Genomic DNA, 16,835 nt, shown 5'->3' on the forward strand with positions numbered 1-16,835 from the left:
CGCCCTAGCCTTTGCCGCGTGAACGCTTCTGGTCAGGCCGAGCGGGTGGCGTCCTCGTGGTGGACGGGGTGGGCGAAGGGGAGACCGGCGGCGTAGCGCGCGAGTTCGTCGGCGGCGGCCGCGGCCATGCGATGGAGTTCACCGCCGAGGGAGCCGGCCACATGCGGGGTGAGCAGGACGTTGGGCAGGTCGTACAGGGGCGAGTCGGCGGGCAGCACCTCGGGTTCGGTGACGTCGAGGACGGCGTTGAGGCGGCCGGTGAGGAGTTCGTCGACCAGTGCCTCCTGGTCGATGAGGGAGCCGCGGGAGGTGTTGACCAAGGTCGCGTCGTCGCGCAGCAGGGCGAGCCGGCGCCGGTCGACGAGGTGCCGGGTGGAGGGGAGTTCGGGGGCGTGGACGGTGACCACGTCGCTGGCCGCGCACAGCTCGTCGAGGTCCACCGAGCGGGCGCCGAGCAGTTCGGCCTCCGCGGCGCCGACGTACGGGTCGTGCAGCAGCAGGTCGAGGTCGTGGGGGCGGAGCAGTTCCAGGACGCGGCGGCCGATCCGGGAGGCGCCGACGACACCGACCGTACGCCGGTAGTTCCCGGCGCGGGCGTAGGCGGCCAGCCAGTCGTGCGGGACACCGCGCCGGGCCCGGTAGTCGTCCCGCATGCGCAGCAGATGCTTGTTGGCCAGCAGGACGAAGGCCACGGTGTACTCGGCGACCGGCAGGGCGTTGGCCCAGGCCGCCGAGGTGACCTGGATGCCGCGGCGCCAGCAGGCGTCCGTGACGTGGTGCTTGACGGACCCGGCGGCGTGGACGACGGCGCGCAGCGCGGGCGCCCCGGCCAGGACGGACTCGTCCAGTGGCGGGCAGCCCCAGCTGCTGACGATGACCTCGGTCTCGCGCAGCGCCGCGGCGGCCCGCGGGGTCGTGAAGTCGTCGACGACGAGCGTGGGGTCGAGGTCGGCGAGCGCGGTGAACCGGGCCATGGTGGCGCGGTCGATCAGCCGGGCGGCGAGATCGGCGTGCATGGCCAGCAGGGTGCGCGGGCGCCGGTGCCCGGAGCCGGCCGGGCTCGGTTGTGCGGTGGGTGCGGTCGGGGGGTTGGACACTCGGTTCTCCGGTGCGTGTGCGGCAGAGTCGTAGGGAGGCCGTGCCGGGCTACTTGACGCTTCCCGCGGTGAGGCCGGCCTTCCAGTGGCGTTGCAGGGCGACGAAGGCGATGACCAGCGGGACGATGCCGAGCAGCGAGCCGGTCACGACCAGCGGGTAGTACTCGGGGAAGGCGTGGGTCTGGGTGTTCCAGCTGTACAGGCCGAGGCTCACGGGGAAGAGCCGGTCGTCGGAGAGCATCACCAGGGGGAGGAAGAAGTTGTTCCAGATGGCGGTGAACTGGAACAGGAAGACGGTGACGAGGCCGGGCATCACCATGGGCAGGCCCACCGACCAGAAGGTCCGCAGCTCGCCGGCGCCGTCCACGCGGGCCGCCTCCAGGGCCTCGCCGGGCACGTACCCGGCGCAGAAGACACGAGCCAGGTAGACCCCGAAGGGGTTGACGAGACTCGGGACGAACACGGCCCAGAAGGTGTTGACGACGCCCACCTTGGAGGCCAGCAGGTACATCGGCAGCGCGAGCGCGGTGGTGGGCACCAGCACGCCGAGCAGGACCAGCCCGAAGAGCTGCTCCTTGCCGGGGAAGGAGTACACGTGGAAGGCGTAGCCCGCGCAGACGCACACCAGCGCGCACAGCAGGGCGCCGATCCCGGCGTAGAGCAGGGAGTTGAGGTACCAGCGGAAGTAGATGCCGTCGCCGGTGGTGGCGAGGGCGTGCAGGTTGGCACCCAGGTGCCAGGTGGAGGGGGTCAGAGTGCGACCGCCGAGCAGGTCACCGGTGTTCTTGGCGGCGGCGGCCAGCAGCCAGCCGAGCGGCAGCAGGGTGTAGGCGGTGGCCAGCACCAGGGCGCCGTTGACGGCGGCTCTGGACAGCGACCAGGGGCGGCGCCCCGAGGGCGGGGTCGCGGGCTGTGCGATGGCGGTGGTCATACGGCGGCTCCCGTCTCGGTGTGCGGACGGGTGCGGCCGCTGCGGGTGCGGGTGGCCCGGGTGACGACGAAGGAGAGCGCGGCGGCGGCCAGCGCGAGCAGGACCGAGGAGGCGGCGGCCAGGCCGTAGTCGTGCCGCTCGAAGGCCGCGGTGTAGGCGTACATGTTGGGAGACCAGGTGGAGACGACGCTGGGGGTGGTGCCGTGCAGGATCATCGGCTCGGTGAACAGCTGCAGTGAGCCGATGACGGTGAACAGGCCGACGACGGCGAGCGAGGAACGGATCAGCGGCACCTTGATGCTCAGCGCGGTGCGCAGCGGCCCGGCACCGTCGACACGGGCGGCCTCCAGGACCTCGCGCGGGATGGCCTGCAGTGCGGCGAAGAAGATCACCAAGTTGTAGCCGGTCCACTCCCACACGGCCATGTTGACGACGGCCGGCAGCGGATGGCCCAGCAGGTCGGCCCGGGTGCCCACGGAGTTGAGCGCGCCGATCACCGGGCTGATGCCCGGGGTGTAGAGGTACACCCAGACCAGGGCGGCGATGGTGCCGGGCACCGCGTGCGGCAGGAACAGCGCCAGCTGGAAGAAGCGGCGGGCCCGGACGAGCGCGGAGTCCAGCAGCAGGGCCAGCCCCAGCGCCAGGCACATCATCAGCGGGATGTACAGCAGGCAGTACTGGGCGAGGTTGAGGAAGCCGCCGCGGAACGCGGCGTCGCCCAGGGCGCGGGTGTAGTTGCCCAGCCCGGTGAAGACCGTCTCGCCGCCGCCGAAGCCGAGGCCGGACCGGTGCTCGGCGAAGAGACTGAGGTAGACGGCGTAGCCGATCGGCACGAGCGTGGCGGCGGTGAAGAGCACGAAGAACGGCGCGAGCAGCACCATGGGCGCCCCGTACCGCCGCCGTCCGGCGGCGGCACGGGCGGAGGGCGCGGCGGAGACCGCGCGGGTGGCCCTGGGGGCCGTGGTCGGGACGGTCGGGCTCATCGTGCGGAGACCTTCAGACCGCGGTTCTTCAGCTCGGAGACGGTGTCCTTCTGCGCGGTCCCGAGGGCCTGGGCGATGGTGCCGGAGCCGGAGGAGAGCCGCCCGAAGGAGTCCTTCAGAGAGGTGTTGGTGACCCCCATGGCCGGACCCCAGGTCCACTTCTGGCCGATCGACCGCGCGCCGCTCCTGTAGACGCCGTAGACGTCCTGCCCGCCGTAGAAGTCGGCCTTGAACGCCTTCGCGGCGACCGGGACCAGCTCGGGGTCGGCGGGGTAGACGGAGGAGTCACCGGCGGAGATCCGGGCCTCGATCCCCTCGGGCGTGGTGGTGGCCCAGGTGGCGAACTCGACCGCGGCCTTCGCCTTCTTGCTGTCCTTGGACACGGCGAAGGTGCTTCCGCCGAGCATGCCGCTCGCCGCGTCGCCGTTCCAGCTGGGCATCGGGGCGACGGCCCACTTGCCCGCCTGGTCCTTGGGGAGCGTGCCCTTCAGCACGCCGCCGCCCCAGGAGGCGCCGAGGTAGCCGGCGGTCTGGCCCTTCTGCAGCGAGGCTGTCCACTGCTGGCTGAAGGACGGCTCGACGCGGACCAGGTCGTCGTCGATCATCTTCTGCCAGTAGTCGGCGACCTTCGTGGTCTCGGGCCCGTCCAGGCTCACCTGCCAGGAGTCGCCGGCGGTGCCGAACCACTGGGCGCCGGCCTGCCAGGCCATGGCCTCGAAGGTGGTCGGGTCGTCCGGGAAGAAGGTGGCGATGCGGGCGCCGGGTTGGGCCTTCCGCAGCTTCCCGGCGGCGGTGCGGAACTCGTCCCAGGTCTTGGGCGCCGTCTTGATGCCGGCCTTGGCGAACAGGTCCTTGCGGTAGTAGAAGACCTGCGGCGCGGCGTCCAGCGGCAGTGCGTAGGTGGCGCCGCCGAGGGTGGTCAACTGCACCGCCTGCGGGAGGTACTTGGCCTTGAGGTCGGCGCCGACGTACTTGCTGATGTCCTGGACGGCGCCCTGGCTGACGAAGTCCGGCAGCTGCGGGTACTCGACGTTGAAGACGTCGGGGGCGTTGCCGGCCTTGACCGCGTTGGAGAGCTTGGCGTAACCGCCGGCCGCCCCGGAGGGGATCTCCTCGTAGCCGACGTGGACGTCCTTGTGCGAGGCGTTGAAGGCGGCCACGACTTCCTTGGTGCCCTTGGCCCAGCCCCAGAAGGTGATGTCGACGGCCTTGCCGGCGCCGGCCGGCGGGTTGTCGTCGTCGCTGCCGCAGGCGGCGAGGAGGGTGGCGGACAGGGCGGCGGCGGTGAGCGCGGCGGCGGCGCGGAGGGCTCTGCGACTGCGGGAGGGGGCAGCGGACATGGCTCGGCTCCTGAGGGACGGGACGGGTGTGGTCGCCCGGTGGGGAGTCGGCGGCGCACGAGGACCGGCCGGACTCCGGGGCCGTCAGGCCCGGGCACGGCCATCCTGAGAGCACTTCAGATCGAAGTCAATACCTTTCGATCGAACGATCGTAGCTGATCGGACTGCGAGTGCTTGAACCGCCACGACTTGTGGGGATCCATGAGGATTTCGCCTGCACGGTGCGCCACAGGACAGGATCATTCGATCAACTCGATTGACGATCGATCCGTCGCCTTCTAGATTCACAGCCCCCGAGCGAGGAGCCCCCACCATGCCGCACCCGCCCTTCCCACCCGAGGACCGCTCCCTGAGCCCGTACACCGGGTGGGGCCGCGCCCACTGGGAGGCCGCGGCGGACGCCCTGCTCACCGCGGCGCTGCGGCACGCCGGACCCGGCCACGCACTGATCAACCTGCCGGGTCCGCGCCCGAGCTGGTCCGGGCCGCGCTCGGACGGACTGGAGGGCTACGCGCGCACGTTCCTCCTGGCCGCCCTCCGCATCGCGGGAGCCGGCGGCCGGGACCCACTGGGACTGCTCGACCGGTACGCCGAGGGCCTGGCCGCGGGCACGCGATCCCCCACCACGGAGCGGGAGCTCACCGGCCGCGACCCGGTCGCGTGGCCAGCGGTCACCGACCGCGGACAGGCCATGGTCGAGGCGGCCTCGGTCGCGCTCGCCCTCCGTCTGACCCGGCCCTGGCTGTGGGACCGCCTTCCCGAGCGGACCCGGACCCGGACGGCCGACTGGCTCACCGGCGCGCTGCACCACACGCCCGTCGACAACAACTGGTGGCTGTTCCAGGTCACCGTCGGCGGCTTCCTCGCCGAGTCGGGGCACCGCACGGAGGCCGCCGAACGGGCCGTTGAGCGGGGCCTGGCCCGCGTCGAACAGTGGTACCTGGGCGACGGCTGGTACACCGACGGCCGGCCCCGCGCCTTCGACCACTACAACGGGTGGGCCTTCCACCTCTACCCGGTCCTGCACGCCCACCTGGCGGACGACGGCCGGCTCCTCGACCGTTACGGGACACGGCTCGCGGCCCACTTGGAGCAGTACGCGCGCACCTTCGGCGCCGGCGGCGCCCCGCTGCACCAGGGCCGTTCGCTCATCTACCGGTTCGCCTCCGCCGCCGCGCTGTGGGCCGGCGCCCTGACCGGCCACAGCCCGCTCACCCCGGGCACCACCCGGCGGCTGGCCTCCGGTGCCCTGCGGCACTTCCTCGACGGCGGCGCCGTGGACGACGGCGGCCTGCTCACGCTCGGCTGGTTCGGCCCCTGCCCGGCGATGGTGCAGCCGTACTCGGGCCCCGCCTCGCCGTACTGGGCGAGCAAGGGCTTCCTCGGTCTGCTGCTGCCGCCCGGACACCCGGTGTGGACCGACGTCGAGGAACCCGCACCGGTCGAGCGCGGCGACGCCGTACGCCCGCTGCCCGGGCCGGGCTGGCTGGTGCAGTCCACGGCCGCCGACGGGATCGTACGCGTGCACAACCACGGCAGCGACAACCAGCCGGCGGACGAGGTCCTGCCCGACGACCCGCTGTACGCGCGCCTGGCGTACTCCACCGTCACCGGTCCGGTGCTCGAAGGCACCGCCGACAACCACTTCGCGCTCCTGGTCGAGGGCGAGGCGAGCGAGCGCGGCCCGATCGCCCCGCTCGGCACAGGACCCGGCTGGGCGGCCTCCGCCCACCGGCCCCGCATCAAGGGCACCGCACTGCCGGGCGTCGGCGTCACCACACTGGTGCTCGCCACGGGGGCCGAGGAGATCCACGCACACCTGGTCACGGGAGCCGCCGCGGGAACCGGCGTGCGGCACACGGGCTGGGCCGTGGCCGGAAGCGCGGTGGAGACGGCCGTGACCGGCGGGTGGGCGCGGGCGCGGGCCACCGGGCCCGAGCTGGTCTCCGAGGCCGTAGCCCTGCACGGCTTTCGCGCCGCGACCGTCACGACGCTGCCGGCGGGCACCGCTCTCGGGCCGGCGGGCGCGATGCCGGTGCTGACCGGGACGGTCACCGGCGGCGTGGACGACCGGGGCGCGGGCCGGGGGCCGGGCGAGGAAACGGGTGGTCCGGGCACGGGCCAAGCCGGGCCCGCGGCCTGCCTGTTCGTGTCGCTGACACGGCTGAGCGGAGCCGATACGGCCGCGCGAGCGGCCGTACGGACCGTGGCCGAACCCACGCCGGAGGGATACCGGCTGCTCGTCGAACGGCCCGACGGCAGCCGGTGCGAGGCCCTGATCGGGGCGGGCGCGGTGACCGTCACCCAGGACCGTGGCTGACGGTCACAGACCAGGGCCGTTGTACGCGCCCCGGTTGGGCTTGGCGGTGGACGACACCGCGTCGCCCCAGTAGTCGCGGCCGCCGTTGTCCGGGACGATGCCGCCGTTGCCCAGCGCGGGGGAGGTGGCCTTCAGCCGGTAGCCGCCCGCGGAGCCGAGGGTGTCGCCGCCCGTGCCAGGGTCGACGAACTGCGGGTCGCCCTCGATGCCGTTGGCGGTCGGCCGCGGGACGCCCTGGAAGACGTTCCACTGCCAGGAGACGCCGGAACCGGTGGGCAGCCGCGAGTCCTCGGAGGCCACCCAGACGTTGTTCTCCAGGATGCTGTTCGCGGGCACCGTGACGTCGAGCCTCCGGCCGGTGCAGTAGACCACGTTGTTGTAGAAGCGCAGGGACGACCAGCCGCCCGAACCGCCGCTGACCATGCGGCAGTCGTTCTGCGAGACGTTGTACCGCACCACCTCGGTGGCCCCGCCGACCGTTCCGCAGCCGTCGCAGTCCAGGAAGAGGCCGCCGGCGTTGTCCCGGCTGAAGTTGTACTGCACCGTGCAGGTGCCGGTGTTGCCCCAGTCGCAGTCGAAGGCCTCGCTGTCGAAGGCGGACATGATGCTGCCGTGAACGACGTTCTTCTGGATGGTCGCGTCGTGGTCGCCGAGCACCCAGATGCCGGCGAAGTTGCCGCCCGTCCACGGGTAGGCGCCGGTGCCGAGGTCGGCGGCGGTGTTGTACTCGATCATCGGCGACTCGGCGTAGGAGACGATGATGCCGTCCCCGCCGACCGCGCTGATGGTGTTGTGGTCGACGTGGACGCGCTGGCCCAGGCGGGTGTTGACGGTGCCCACGCGCACCTTGATGCCGCCGCCGCCGCAGTTGCCGACGCTGGTGCCGTGGACGTGGACGTCGGCGAGCAGGGAGTCGGGGCCGGACGCGCCGGTGCGGATGCAGGCGGACATGGCGAACGCCGTGGCGTGGGCCGCCTTGTCGGTCTCTCCCGCGACCTTGTCGACGATGAGGCCGTCGACGTCGAAGCCGGAGTGCGTGCGGCCGTCCGTGGACTCGATGAGCAGTCCCTGCCGCTGGGCCGTGCCGCTCGCCGGGTTGGTCAGCTTGATCGCTCCGATCCTCCAGTGGTCCTGGTTGGTCAGGTGGAGCGCGTTCTCGGCGCCGTCGGCGTCGATGACGGGGGCGTCACCGGTGCCGTAGGGGACGATGGTGATCGGCGCGGCGGCGGTTCCGCTGCCCTTCGGGGCGAGCGTGCCGTGGCAGGTCGTGCCGGAGGCGATGGCGAGGGTGTCACCGGGGTGGAACGTCCGGGCGTTGACGGATGCCACAGTGGTGTACGGGTGCCCCGGGGAGCCGGTGCCGTCGATGGACCGGGAACAGTCCAGGTACACGGTGTTCCCGGAGGCGGCGGCCGGGGCGGCGGTGAGCACGGTGGCCGCCGTGGCCACCGTCGCGACGACGGCGAGACCTGTGGTGAACGCGCGAGCCGTCCGGAACAGGGGACTCCCGGATATGCGCCCGGTACGGAATGCTCTGTCTCTCATGGAGATGCTCTCCTGCGCTGCTAGGGGGCCCCGAAGCTAGGAGTGGTGACTGATCGAGTCAATACAAATGGACTACTCGATCGAATTTCGATCAACCAGTAGCCAATTCGCGCAAGCTGAGCAGTAGATCAATGTTGGATCGAATGATATGCTCACGGTGAGTCATGTCGGGTGAGAAAGGGACCGTGATGTCGATCGCGGCTGACGAGCGCCGGACGCGGATCCTCGAGGTCGTGCGCCGGCTCGGCACGGTACGGGTGACGGACCTCGCGGCCCGCCTGGACCTCCCGGCGGTCACCGTGCGCCGGGACGTCGCGGCCCTCGCCGAAGCCGGCCTGGTGCGCCGCTCGCACGGCTCGGTCTCGGGGCCTGACGAGCGCACGGGCTCGGCGGCCGACGCCCGCACCATGGGGCTGATCGTGCCCACGGTGAGCCACACCGTCAGCCAGTACTTCGACGAGGTGATCGCCGGTGCCCGGGCCGCCGCCGCCGACGCGGGCGCCCATCTGATGCTGGGCATCTCCTCCTACGACCCGGGGGCCGACCGGGCCCAGGCGGAACAGCTGCTGAAGTCGGGCGCCGAGGGCCTGATGCTCACCCCCAACTGGCTCTCCACGAACAACCCCGAGGACCGGCTGTGGCTCAACGAGCTGCCGGTCCCGACCGTGCTGGTGGAACGCCGCGCCGCCGCCGGCGCGCCCGCGGCGGAACTCGACTCGGTCAGCTCCGACCACCACCACGGCGTCCTGCTCGCCCTGCGCCACCTGGCCGCACTCGGGCACGGCACCGTCGTCCTCGCCGCCCGCTGCGACACCTGGACCGCGCTGAAGGTACGCAGTGGGTACGCCGAAGGCTGCGAGACCCTCGGCCTGAGGCCGCAACCGGTGATCGACATCGAGGATCCGGCCACGGCTCCGGAGTCGGTGACCCGCAAGCTCGCCGAGGCGGTCGAGCGAGGTGTGCGCGCGGCGCTCGTGCACAACGACCAGGACGCCATCCAGCTTCCGGCGCTGCTGCGCGCGCGAGGCCTGTCCGTGCCCGAGGACCTGGCGCTGATCAGCTACGACGACGTCTTCGCGGCGCTCGGCGCACCGCCGCTGACCGCGGTGGCCCCGCCCAAGCGGGCCGTCGGCGCCGCCGCCGTCGACCTGCTGCTCCGACGGCTGCGGCACGGCTCCTCCCTGCCGGTCCACCGGGTCGAGCTGCTCCCCGAACTCAAGGTGCGCGCCTCCTGCGGCGGGACGCCGGCCGCCTGACACCCGCCGGCCCCCGGGACACCCGCCGCTCGCAGGGAGGGGGCACATGAGGTGCGCTCGCTGCCCGACGTGATGACGTACACCGCGGTCCCGCCCGGTGCCGTGCGGCTCCCGCGACGACCGGGTGGGGTTCGGCGCACCCGGCCACCCGGCGTCGGACGGCCCCCCTCACCACCCGGCGCGGCAGCGCTCACCTGACGAGCCGGCGCAGACAGCGGACCGCGAGCCCGGCGGGGGAGTCCGGCCCCGCGGTCCCGGCCTCCGTGCCGGCCCAGGTCTCCAGGGCGATCCGGATCGCGTCCGTGGCGGCGGCCGCGGCGAGCCGTACCTCCAGCGGTTCGGCGTCGTCGCCGGCGAGCCGGGCGATCACCGGGACGAGCCGTTCCTCGGATTCCTGGTTCACCCGGTACCACACCGCTCGCAGCGCGGGATCGCCGGCCGCGGCCCGCAGAAGCCCGCGGGTGCGCAGCAGCGCCTGGGCGGCCTTCTCGTCCGGTGCGGACAGGGCCTGTTCGACAGCGGCCTCCAACGCCCGGGGCAGTGGCGTGCCCGGCTCGGTCGCCTCCAGCAGTGCCCGCCAGCGGTCGGCACCGGTCGCGAGCAGCGGGCTCACCGCGTCCTGCTTGGAGCGGAAGTACCGGTAGAAGGTCCGCAGCGCGACGCCGGCGTGCCGGGCGATCTCCTCGGCTGTCGTGCCGTCCGGACCGCGCGTGGCGAACAGTTCCGCGGCCGCGTGCGCGATCTCGAGTTGTGTGGCGGCCTTTCGGCGCTCGGTCAGGGACGGTGACGGCTGCTTCGTGCTCACGGCAGAAGGGTACGGCTTCCGGCCAGCGCCTGGCATGCAATGTCGAGATGGCAAAACGTGTCACCCAGGCGTAACGTGAAGCGCGTATCGAGCGCGTCGGCAGGTCAGAGGCCGGCGTCACAGAGGCCGCGCCGGACACCTGCGCGGCCGGGTTGGAGAACACGCATGAACCGCTACGAAAGCCGTCGCGCCCTGATCACCGGCGGCGGCTCGGGCATCGGCCAGGCCACCGTGCTGCGCATCCTCGCGGAGGGCGGCACCGTCGTGGCCGCGGACGTCAGCGAGGCGGGTCTGAAGGACACCGTCGAGAAGGCCGGCTCCCACGCGGACCGCCTCACCACACTGGTCGTCGACATCGCCGACGAGGCCTCGGTACGCGACGGGGTGGGCGCCGCGCTCGCCGCGCTCGGCGGCCTGGACGTGCTGGTCAACGCGGCGGGAATCCTGCGCTCCTCGCACACCCACGAGACGAGCCTTCAGGACTTCACCCGCGTCCTCCAGGTCAACCTCGTCGGCACCTTCCTCGTGATCCGCCAGTGCATTCCGGCGCTGCTCGAGGGCCGGGACGCCGCGGTCGTCAACTTCAGTTCGACCTCGGCGGCGTTCGCGCACCCCTACATGGCGGCCTACGCGGCGAGCAAGGGCGGCATCCAGTCCATGACGCACGCGCTGGCCGGCGAGTACGCCGAGCAGGGCATCCGCTTCACCGCCGTCCAGCCGGGGTCCATATCGTCCGGCATGACCGACGGGAGCGGCGCCAGCGGGCAGAGCACGGGTCCGGGGCTGCCGGAGGACGCCGACATGAGTCTGTTCGCGAAGCTCTCCCCGGCGCTCGGCCAGGGGTTCGCCGGCCCCGAGACGGTGGCGTCCGTGGTGGCGATGCTCGGCTCCGAGGACGGCAGGTTCATCACCGGCACCGAGATCCGCGTCGACGGCGGCACCCACTTCTGACGGCGGCGTCCAGCCCGCCCGGACAGCATCCAAGGAGCGAACCCATGAACAACCTCACCGGAAAGAGCGTGATCATCACCGGCGGCGCCCGGGGACTCGGAGCCGAGGCGGCCCGCCAGGCCGTAGCGGCCGGGTCCAGCGTGGTGATCACCGATGTCCTGGACGGCGAGGGCGAGGCCACCGCCGCCGAACTCGGCGCGAACGCCCGCTTCGTGCACCACGACGTCACCTCCGAGAAGGACTGGCAGCACGTCGCGGACTTCACCGTCGCCGAGTTCGGCGGTGTCGACGGCCTCGTCAACAACGCGGGCATCTCGACCGGGCAGTTCCTGGAGTCCGAGTCCGTGGAGCACTTCCGCAAGGTGCTCGACATCAACCTCACGGGCGTGTTCATCGGCATGAAGACGGTCATTCCGGTGATGAACGGCAACGGCGGCGGGTCGATCGTCAACGTCTCCTCCGCGGCCGGCCTGATGGGGCTCGCCCTGACGGCCGGCTACGGCGCCTCCAAGTGGGGCGTGCGGGGGCTGACGAAGATCGGCGCGGTGGAGCTGGGCACGGCCCGGATCCGCGTGAACTCGGTCCACCCGGGCATGACGTACACCCCGATGACGGCGGCCGTCGGCATCGAGACGGGCGAGGGCAAGTACCCCAACACGCCCATGGGCCGGGTCGGCGAGCCGCAGGAGATCGCCGGCGCGGTCGTGTTCCTGCTCTCGGACGCCGCGTCGTACGTCACCGGCGCCGAGCTGGCGGTGGACGGCGGCTGGACCACCGGCCCGACCGTCAAGTACGTCATGGGGCAGTGACGTCGGACATGCCCCGGGGCAGCGCCCCGGGCCGGACAGCACTCCGCCCTGCCGATCGGTGATCGGCAGGGCGGAGTGCGGCGGCGTCAGGGGCGGGGCGGTGTCAGCCGGCCACCGCGACGGGCTGCTCGGCCTGCTGCGGGTGGGCGTGGACGCTCTCCGTGTCGGCGACCGGGGAGGCCGACGCGTGGTCGTACTTCGCACGGTCCAGGATCTTCTCGCGGGCCGAGACGAGGACCGGGACGAGGGCCTGGCCGGCCACGTTGGTGGCGGTGCGCATCATGTCCAGGATCGGGTCGATCGCGAGGAGCAGGCCCACGCCCTCCATCGGCAGCCCGAGGGTGGACAGCGTGAGCGTCAGCATGACCGTGGCGCCCGTCAGGCCGGCGGTGGCCGCGGAGCCGATCACCGAGACGAAGGCGATGAGCAGGTACTCCTTGATGCCGAGGTGCACGTCGAAGATCTGTGCCACGAAGATCGCGGAGATGGCCGGGTAGATCGCGGCGCAGCCGTCCATCTTGGTGGTCGCGCCGAAGGGCACGGCGAAGGAGGCGTAGTCCTTCGGGACGCCGAGGCGGATCGCCGACTGCTGGGTGACCGGCATGGTGCCGACCGAGGAGCGGGAGACGAACGCCAGCTGGATGGCGGGCCAGGCGCCCTTGAAGAACTGCAGCGGGTTGAGCTTGGCGACGGTCGCCAGCAGCAGCGGGTAGACACCGAACAGGACCAGGGCGCAGCCGACGTAGATGTCGACGGTGAAGGTCGCGTAGTTGCCGAGCAGGTTCCAGCCGTACTGCACGATGGCACGGCCGATGAGGCCCGCGGAGCCGATCGGGGCGAGCAGGATCACCCACCACAGGGCCTTCTGCAGCAGCTCCAGGACGGACTCTGAGAGGGTGAGGATCGGCTGGGCCTTCGGACCGATCTTGAGGACCGCGATACCGGCGACGACCGCCATGAAGACGATCTGCAGGACGTTGAGCTCCGTGAACGGAGTGACGACATCGGTCGGGATGATGCCGGTCAGGAAGTCCAGCCAGCTGCCGGCGTGGTCCGGCTTGGCGCCGTCGGCCGGGGTGAGGTCGGAGCCGGAGCCCGGGTTGGAGATCAGGCCGATGGCGAGGCCGATGACGACCGCGATCAGCGAGGTGATCATGAACCAGAGCAGGGTGCGGCCGGCCAGGCGGGCCGCGTTGTTGACCTTCCGCAGGTTGGTGATGGACACCATGATCGCGAAGAAGACCAGCGGGGCCACGGCCAGCTTCAGCAGCTGCACGAAGATGCCGCCCACCTTGTCGAGGGTGGTGGCGAGCCAGGACACGTCGTAGGTCCGGGCCACGAAGCCGAGGATCAGGCCGACGGCGAGGCCGAGCAGGACCTGGGCCCAGAAGGGGATGGGTATCCGGAAGCCGGACTTCGTGGGCTTCGGATCGTCGGTGTTCGCGGACACGCACACACTCCAGTAAGGACGCGCGGAAAGGGATGAGCGGGACGTACGGGAGCGGCGACCGTAGGAACGTGTCAACGGCGCCGCTGCATCGAGGAGATCGCGATCAGGCGCGACAAGCCGCGGACATGCAGCGGCAGAGATCGACATGCAGGCGCGCCACGAGCGGCACGCTCATGGCGGCGCCGCTGACGCCGCGAGGGGCGTCGGCGCGGTGCGCGGCTGCTGTCTTCATGAGAGGAACGTTAACACTTGTACTTTGAGAACATCAAAGCGAGTCTTTGGCAGACGATGGTCCCACCCGTGGGAAAACCGTGCCGTACCGCACTGCCGCACCGAAGCTGCGCTCTCCTGCGCCGGGCCTCGGGAGCCGAGTCCCCTCCCGGCGCACACCCGAGCCTGGCCGGGATCCGTCGGGCCCTGCTCGATTGACGTGCTCCTGCTGTCCATGTGGATCGGGGAAACCCTTCGACAGAGCACACCCGGACAGGCCATGATCCACACTCGTGACGGCGACGAAGACGAAGCAGATCCTGATCCGGGCGGCGGCCCACAACAACGCGGCGTGGTGCGCGTCGATGAGCGGGTCGCACGGCCTGACGGGCGAGTTCGGGCGGCAGGCCTGGACCTCCCCGGCACGGCCGCCGCTGTACTACCCCGACGCGGTGGTGCTGGAGCCGGGCGCCGATCCGGCCGCACTGGTGGCCCGGATCGACACCGCCGCACCCGGCGCCAGTGTCAAGGACAGCTTCGCCGACCTGGATCTGACGGGGGCGGGCTTCGAGGTGCTGTTCGAGGCACAGTGGATCCACCGTCCCGCGATCGCGCCGGCCACCCCTCGCGCTCTGGCGTGGGACGTGGTCGCCGACTCCGCCTCGCTGCGGGACTGGGCGCTCGCGTGGGACGGCGGTGAGGGCAATGACGGGCTCTTCCGGCCCGGGCTCCTCGACGACCCGGACACGTTCGTGCTCGCGGGGCGGTCCTCCGAGGGCAGGGTGACCGCCGGAGCGGTGGCGAGCCGCGGGAAGGACGTGGTCGGGATCTCCAACGTCTTCGCGGTCGAGGGCGGACCCGACGTGGCCTGGCCGGTGGTGCTCGAAGCGGTGCACCGGTTGTTCCCGGCCGTTCCCGTCGTCGGTTACGAGCACGGCGAGGACCTGGACGCCGCCCTCCGGCACGGCTTCGAGGCGCTCGGTCCGCTGCGCGTCTGGCTGCACCACGGATGACCGGCCGGCCGCCGGCCGCGCGGACCGCCGCGAGAGGTTCGTGAGCCTTGTGCCTTCGGGCCTGCTCGACCGCCTCGCCCCTGGCCGGCAGGGATCCGCCCCGCCCACCGGGGAATCCGTACGGTGGGCCGGGGCTCGGCGGCGTCTCACCGCCCGTCCCGTCCCGTCGTCGCGACCGACTTCACGATGTGCCGCTGGAAGAACATGAGGACCACCACGAGAGGCAGCGCCGCCGCCGGCACGGCGGAGGCCATGGCTGCGCGTACTGGATGCCGTAGGCGTTCTTCACCGAGGTGATGCCCACCGGCAGGGTCATCAGGGCGGGTCGGACGTGGAGACGAAGGGCCACAGGAAGTTGTTCCACGCGCCGATGAACACGAAGATCGACACGGCCGCCGACATCGGCCGCGACAGCGGCAGTAGCACAAACCGGAAGATCCGCCACTGCCCCGCGCCGTCGATGCGGGCGGCCTCCTCCAACTCGCGCCGCAGCGAGTCGTCGATGTCAACAGCTCCGCGGGCGCCGGTTCCGCCGAAACCCGTTCGTGACGGCTCGGTATGATCGCGGGCGGCGGAAGGATGATCGGCGTGGCGGCCAGACCCAGGATCAAGGACGTGGCGGAGTACGCGGGTGTCTCGCCCAAGACCGTCTCCAACGTCATCAACGACTTCGAGCACGTGTCGGACCAGACCCGTGCCGCCGTCCGCGAGGCGATCGACGCCCTCGGCTACCGCGTCAACATCGCGGGCCGTCAACTCCGCCAGGGCCGCACCGGGATGATCACCCTCGCCGTCCCGGAACTCGACGTCGCCTACTTCGCCGAGCTGGCCAAGCACGTCATCGCCGAGGCCGACCGCCGGGGACGCACCGTTCTGCTGCACCAGACCGGGAAGGTACGCGAACGCGAACTCGCCGCCCTGCACGGCTTCGACGCGCAGTTCTCCGACGGTGTCATCCTCAGCCCGCTCTCCCTGGTCCCGCGCGACCTCGCCACCCGCGACCGGCGACTGCCCGTGGTCCTGCTCGGCGAACGCCCCGCCGAGGGCACCACCGACCACGTCGGCATCGACAACGTGGGCGCGGCACGAGAGGCGACCGAACACCTGCTCTCCCGTGGGCGCAGGCGCATCGCGGTCATCGGCGGAGCCGTCCGCGGCCGCCAGGGCACCGACCGGCTGCGCACCGACGGCTACCGCGAGGCACTCGCCGCCGCCGGACTGCCCTTCCGTGAAAGCCTCGTGGTGCCGGTGGAGGCGTACCACTGGCAGGACGGGGCCCGCGCGGCGGCCATGGCGGTCGCCCGCCGCGAGCGGCCCGACGCGCTGCTGTGCCTGAACGACCACCTGGCCCTGGGCGCGCTGCGCGCCCTGCACGAGGCGGGCCTGTCGGTCCCGCGCGACCTCGACGTCATGGGCTTCGACGACATCGAGGCCTCCCGCTTCAGCGTGCCCAGCCTGACGACCGTGGCCCCGGACAAGGAGGAGATCGCCCGCTCCGCCGTGTCCCTCCTGCTCGACCGCATCGACGACCCGGAATCGGACCCGCCGCAGGACCGCGTGGTGAGCCACCGGTTGATCGTGCGGGAGAGCACGGGGGACTGAGCGGGGCAAGAGGCGGGGTCGCCGCAGTCGGCGCCGCGTTGCGTGTGCCGGGGCCGACCGTGTGCGGCCGGGGCCGCAGCCGGCCGTGTGCCGCCGGCGCGGTGTGTCGACGGCGCGCCGCCGCCAATGTCGACCGTGCGCCGGTCGCCGAACCCGATCGTGCGAGGCCGGTGGGGGTGCGGTACGTGTGGTGCGAGGCCGGTGGGGACGGTTCGTATGTGCGAGGCCGGTCCGGGTGTGGTCCGTGTGGTGCGAGGCCGGTGGGGACGGTTCGTATGTGAGAGGCCGGTCGGGGTGTGGCCGTGTGGTGCGGGGCCGGTCGGGGTGCGGTGCGTACGCCGCGGTCGTCGAAGTGACTGTGCGATGTCGACCACGGTGCCTCGTGAGCGGCACTCTGCCGGCCGTGGGGGAGCGCGGCCCGGCCCGGGCGGGCGGCGGAAGTCCGCACCGCGGGCGGGGAGATCGGCGGACGGGCGGGCGGCGCTACAGTGCCGGACGCCCGACGGCGTGGGGCGTCGGAGGC

Annotated in this window: 14 protein-coding genes and 1 pseudogene; 6 read left to right on the plus strand and 9 right to left on the minus strand. The window is 72.0% G+C overall.

Going from position 1 to position 16,835, the window contains the following annotated elements; all coding sequences use genetic code 11:
• Positions 1-32: 32 nt before the first annotated feature.
• From BZY54_RS17670 to BZY54_RS17685, 4 genes are all read right to left on the minus strand, one after another.
• Positions 33-1,016, minus strand: coding sequence for a hydroxyacid dehydrogenase (locus tag BZY54_RS17670; RefSeq protein WP_167414015.1), 984 nt, complete (start codon positions 1,014-1,016; stop codon positions 33-35).
• Positions 1,017-1,146: 130 nt separating this feature from the next.
• A complete protein-coding gene (locus BZY54_RS17675) occupies positions 1,147-2,028 on the minus strand; it encodes a carbohydrate ABC transporter permease (RefSeq protein ID WP_086726162.1) in 882 nt (293 codons plus the stop codon).
• Positions 2,025-3,011, minus strand: a complete 987-nt coding sequence (locus BZY54_RS17680; RefSeq protein WP_086726163.1) for a carbohydrate ABC transporter permease — start codon at positions 3,009-3,011, stop codon at positions 2,025-2,027. Before BZY54_RS17680 ends, BZY54_RS17675 begins: the two co-directional genes overlap by 4 nt.
• The gene (locus BZY54_RS17685; RefSeq protein ID WP_086726164.1) at positions 3,008-4,351 is read right to left on the minus strand and encodes an ABC transporter substrate-binding protein; all 1,344 of its coding nucleotides are present in this window, start codon (positions 4,349-4,351) and stop codon (positions 3,008-3,010) included. The genes BZY54_RS17680 and BZY54_RS17685 overlap by 4 nt, the downstream gene beginning before the upstream one ends.
• A gap of 313 nt (positions 4,352-4,664) precedes the next feature.
• Here BZY54_RS17685 and BZY54_RS17690 point away from each other — a divergent pair, with 313 nt between their 5' ends.
• The gene (locus BZY54_RS17690; protein ID WP_086726165.1) at positions 4,665-6,671 is read left to right on the plus strand and encodes a DUF2264 domain-containing protein; all 2,007 of its coding nucleotides are present in this window, start codon (positions 4,665-4,667) and stop codon (positions 6,669-6,671) included.
• Positions 6,672-6,674: 3 nt separating this feature from the next.
• Here BZY54_RS17690 and BZY54_RS17695 read toward each other — a convergent pair whose 3' ends face one another.
• Positions 6,675-8,216 carry a right-handed parallel beta-helix repeat-containing protein gene (locus BZY54_RS17695; RefSeq protein WP_244217207.1) on the minus strand — a complete coding sequence of 514 codons (1,542 nt, stop codon included), beginning with the start codon at positions 8,214-8,216 and terminating at the stop codon, positions 6,675-6,677.
• Between the two features lie 188 nt (positions 8,217-8,404).
• Here BZY54_RS17695 and BZY54_RS17700 point away from each other — a divergent pair, with 188 nt between their 5' ends.
• A complete protein-coding gene (locus BZY54_RS17700; protein WP_086726171.1) occupies positions 8,405-9,472 on the plus strand; it encodes a LacI family DNA-binding transcriptional regulator in 1,068 nt (355 codons plus the stop codon).
• Positions 9,473-9,662: 190 nt separating this feature from the next.
• Here the strand turns inward: BZY54_RS17700 and BZY54_RS17705 are convergent, their stop codons facing one another.
• Positions 9,663-10,277 carry a TetR family transcriptional regulator gene (locus tag BZY54_RS17705; protein WP_167414014.1) on the minus strand — a complete coding sequence of 205 codons (615 nt, stop codon included), beginning with the start codon at positions 10,275-10,277 and terminating at the stop codon, positions 9,663-9,665.
• Positions 10,278-10,442: 165 nt separating this feature from the next.
• Here BZY54_RS17705 and BZY54_RS17710 point away from each other — a divergent pair, with 165 nt between their 5' ends.
• Positions 10,443-11,228 (plus strand): SDR family NAD(P)-dependent oxidoreductase, encoded by a 786-nt coding sequence (locus BZY54_RS17710; protein WP_086726168.1) that lies wholly within the window; start codon positions 10,443-10,445, stop codon positions 11,226-11,228.
• 44 nt (positions 11,229-11,272) lie between these two features.
• On the plus strand, positions 11,273-12,037 hold the full coding sequence (locus tag BZY54_RS17715; protein WP_086726169.1) for a glucose 1-dehydrogenase: 765 nt from the start codon (positions 11,273-11,275) through the stop codon (positions 12,035-12,037).
• A gap of 103 nt (positions 12,038-12,140) precedes the next feature.
• On the opposite strand, the gene BZY54_RS17720 is transcribed toward BZY54_RS17715, so the two are convergent.
• Both BZY54_RS17720 and BZY54_RS54765 read right to left on the minus strand, forming a co-directional pair.
• Positions 12,141-13,487 carry a dicarboxylate/amino acid:cation symporter gene (locus tag BZY54_RS17720; protein ID WP_086726170.1) on the minus strand — a complete coding sequence of 449 codons (1,347 nt, stop codon included), beginning with the start codon at positions 13,485-13,487 and terminating at the stop codon, positions 12,141-12,143.
• A 103-nt stretch (positions 13,488-13,590) separates the two neighbouring features.
• Positions 13,591-13,719, minus strand: coding sequence for a hypothetical protein (locus BZY54_RS54765; protein ID WP_279634689.1), 129 nt, complete (start codon positions 13,717-13,719; stop codon positions 13,591-13,593).
• Between the two features lie 343 nt (positions 13,720-14,062).
• On the opposite strand from BZY54_RS54765, the gene BZY54_RS17725 reads away from it, so the two are divergent.
• The gene (locus BZY54_RS17725) at positions 14,063-14,710 is read left to right on the plus strand and encodes a hypothetical protein (RefSeq protein WP_244217209.1); all 648 of its coding nucleotides are present in this window, start codon (positions 14,063-14,065) and stop codon (positions 14,708-14,710) included.
• A 146-nt stretch (positions 14,711-14,856) separates the two neighbouring features.
• Here the strand turns inward: BZY54_RS17725 and BZY54_RS17730 are convergent.
• Positions 14,857-15,208: pseudogene (locus tag BZY54_RS17730) on the minus strand (carbohydrate ABC transporter permease); the annotation flags it as partial.
• Between the two features lie 81 nt (positions 15,209-15,289).
• On the opposite strand from BZY54_RS17730, the gene BZY54_RS17735 reads away from it, so the two are divergent.
• Positions 15,290-16,312, plus strand: a complete 1,023-nt coding sequence (locus BZY54_RS17735) for a LacI family DNA-binding transcriptional regulator (protein ID WP_086726173.1) — start codon at positions 15,290-15,292, stop codon at positions 16,310-16,312.
• Positions 16,313-16,835 lie beyond the last annotated feature (523 nt).

Origin of the sequence: Streptomyces carpinensis, assembly GCF_002154505.1 — a bacterium.
GTDB lineage: Bacteria > Actinomycetota > Actinomycetes > Streptomycetales > Streptomycetaceae > Streptomyces > Streptomyces carpinensis.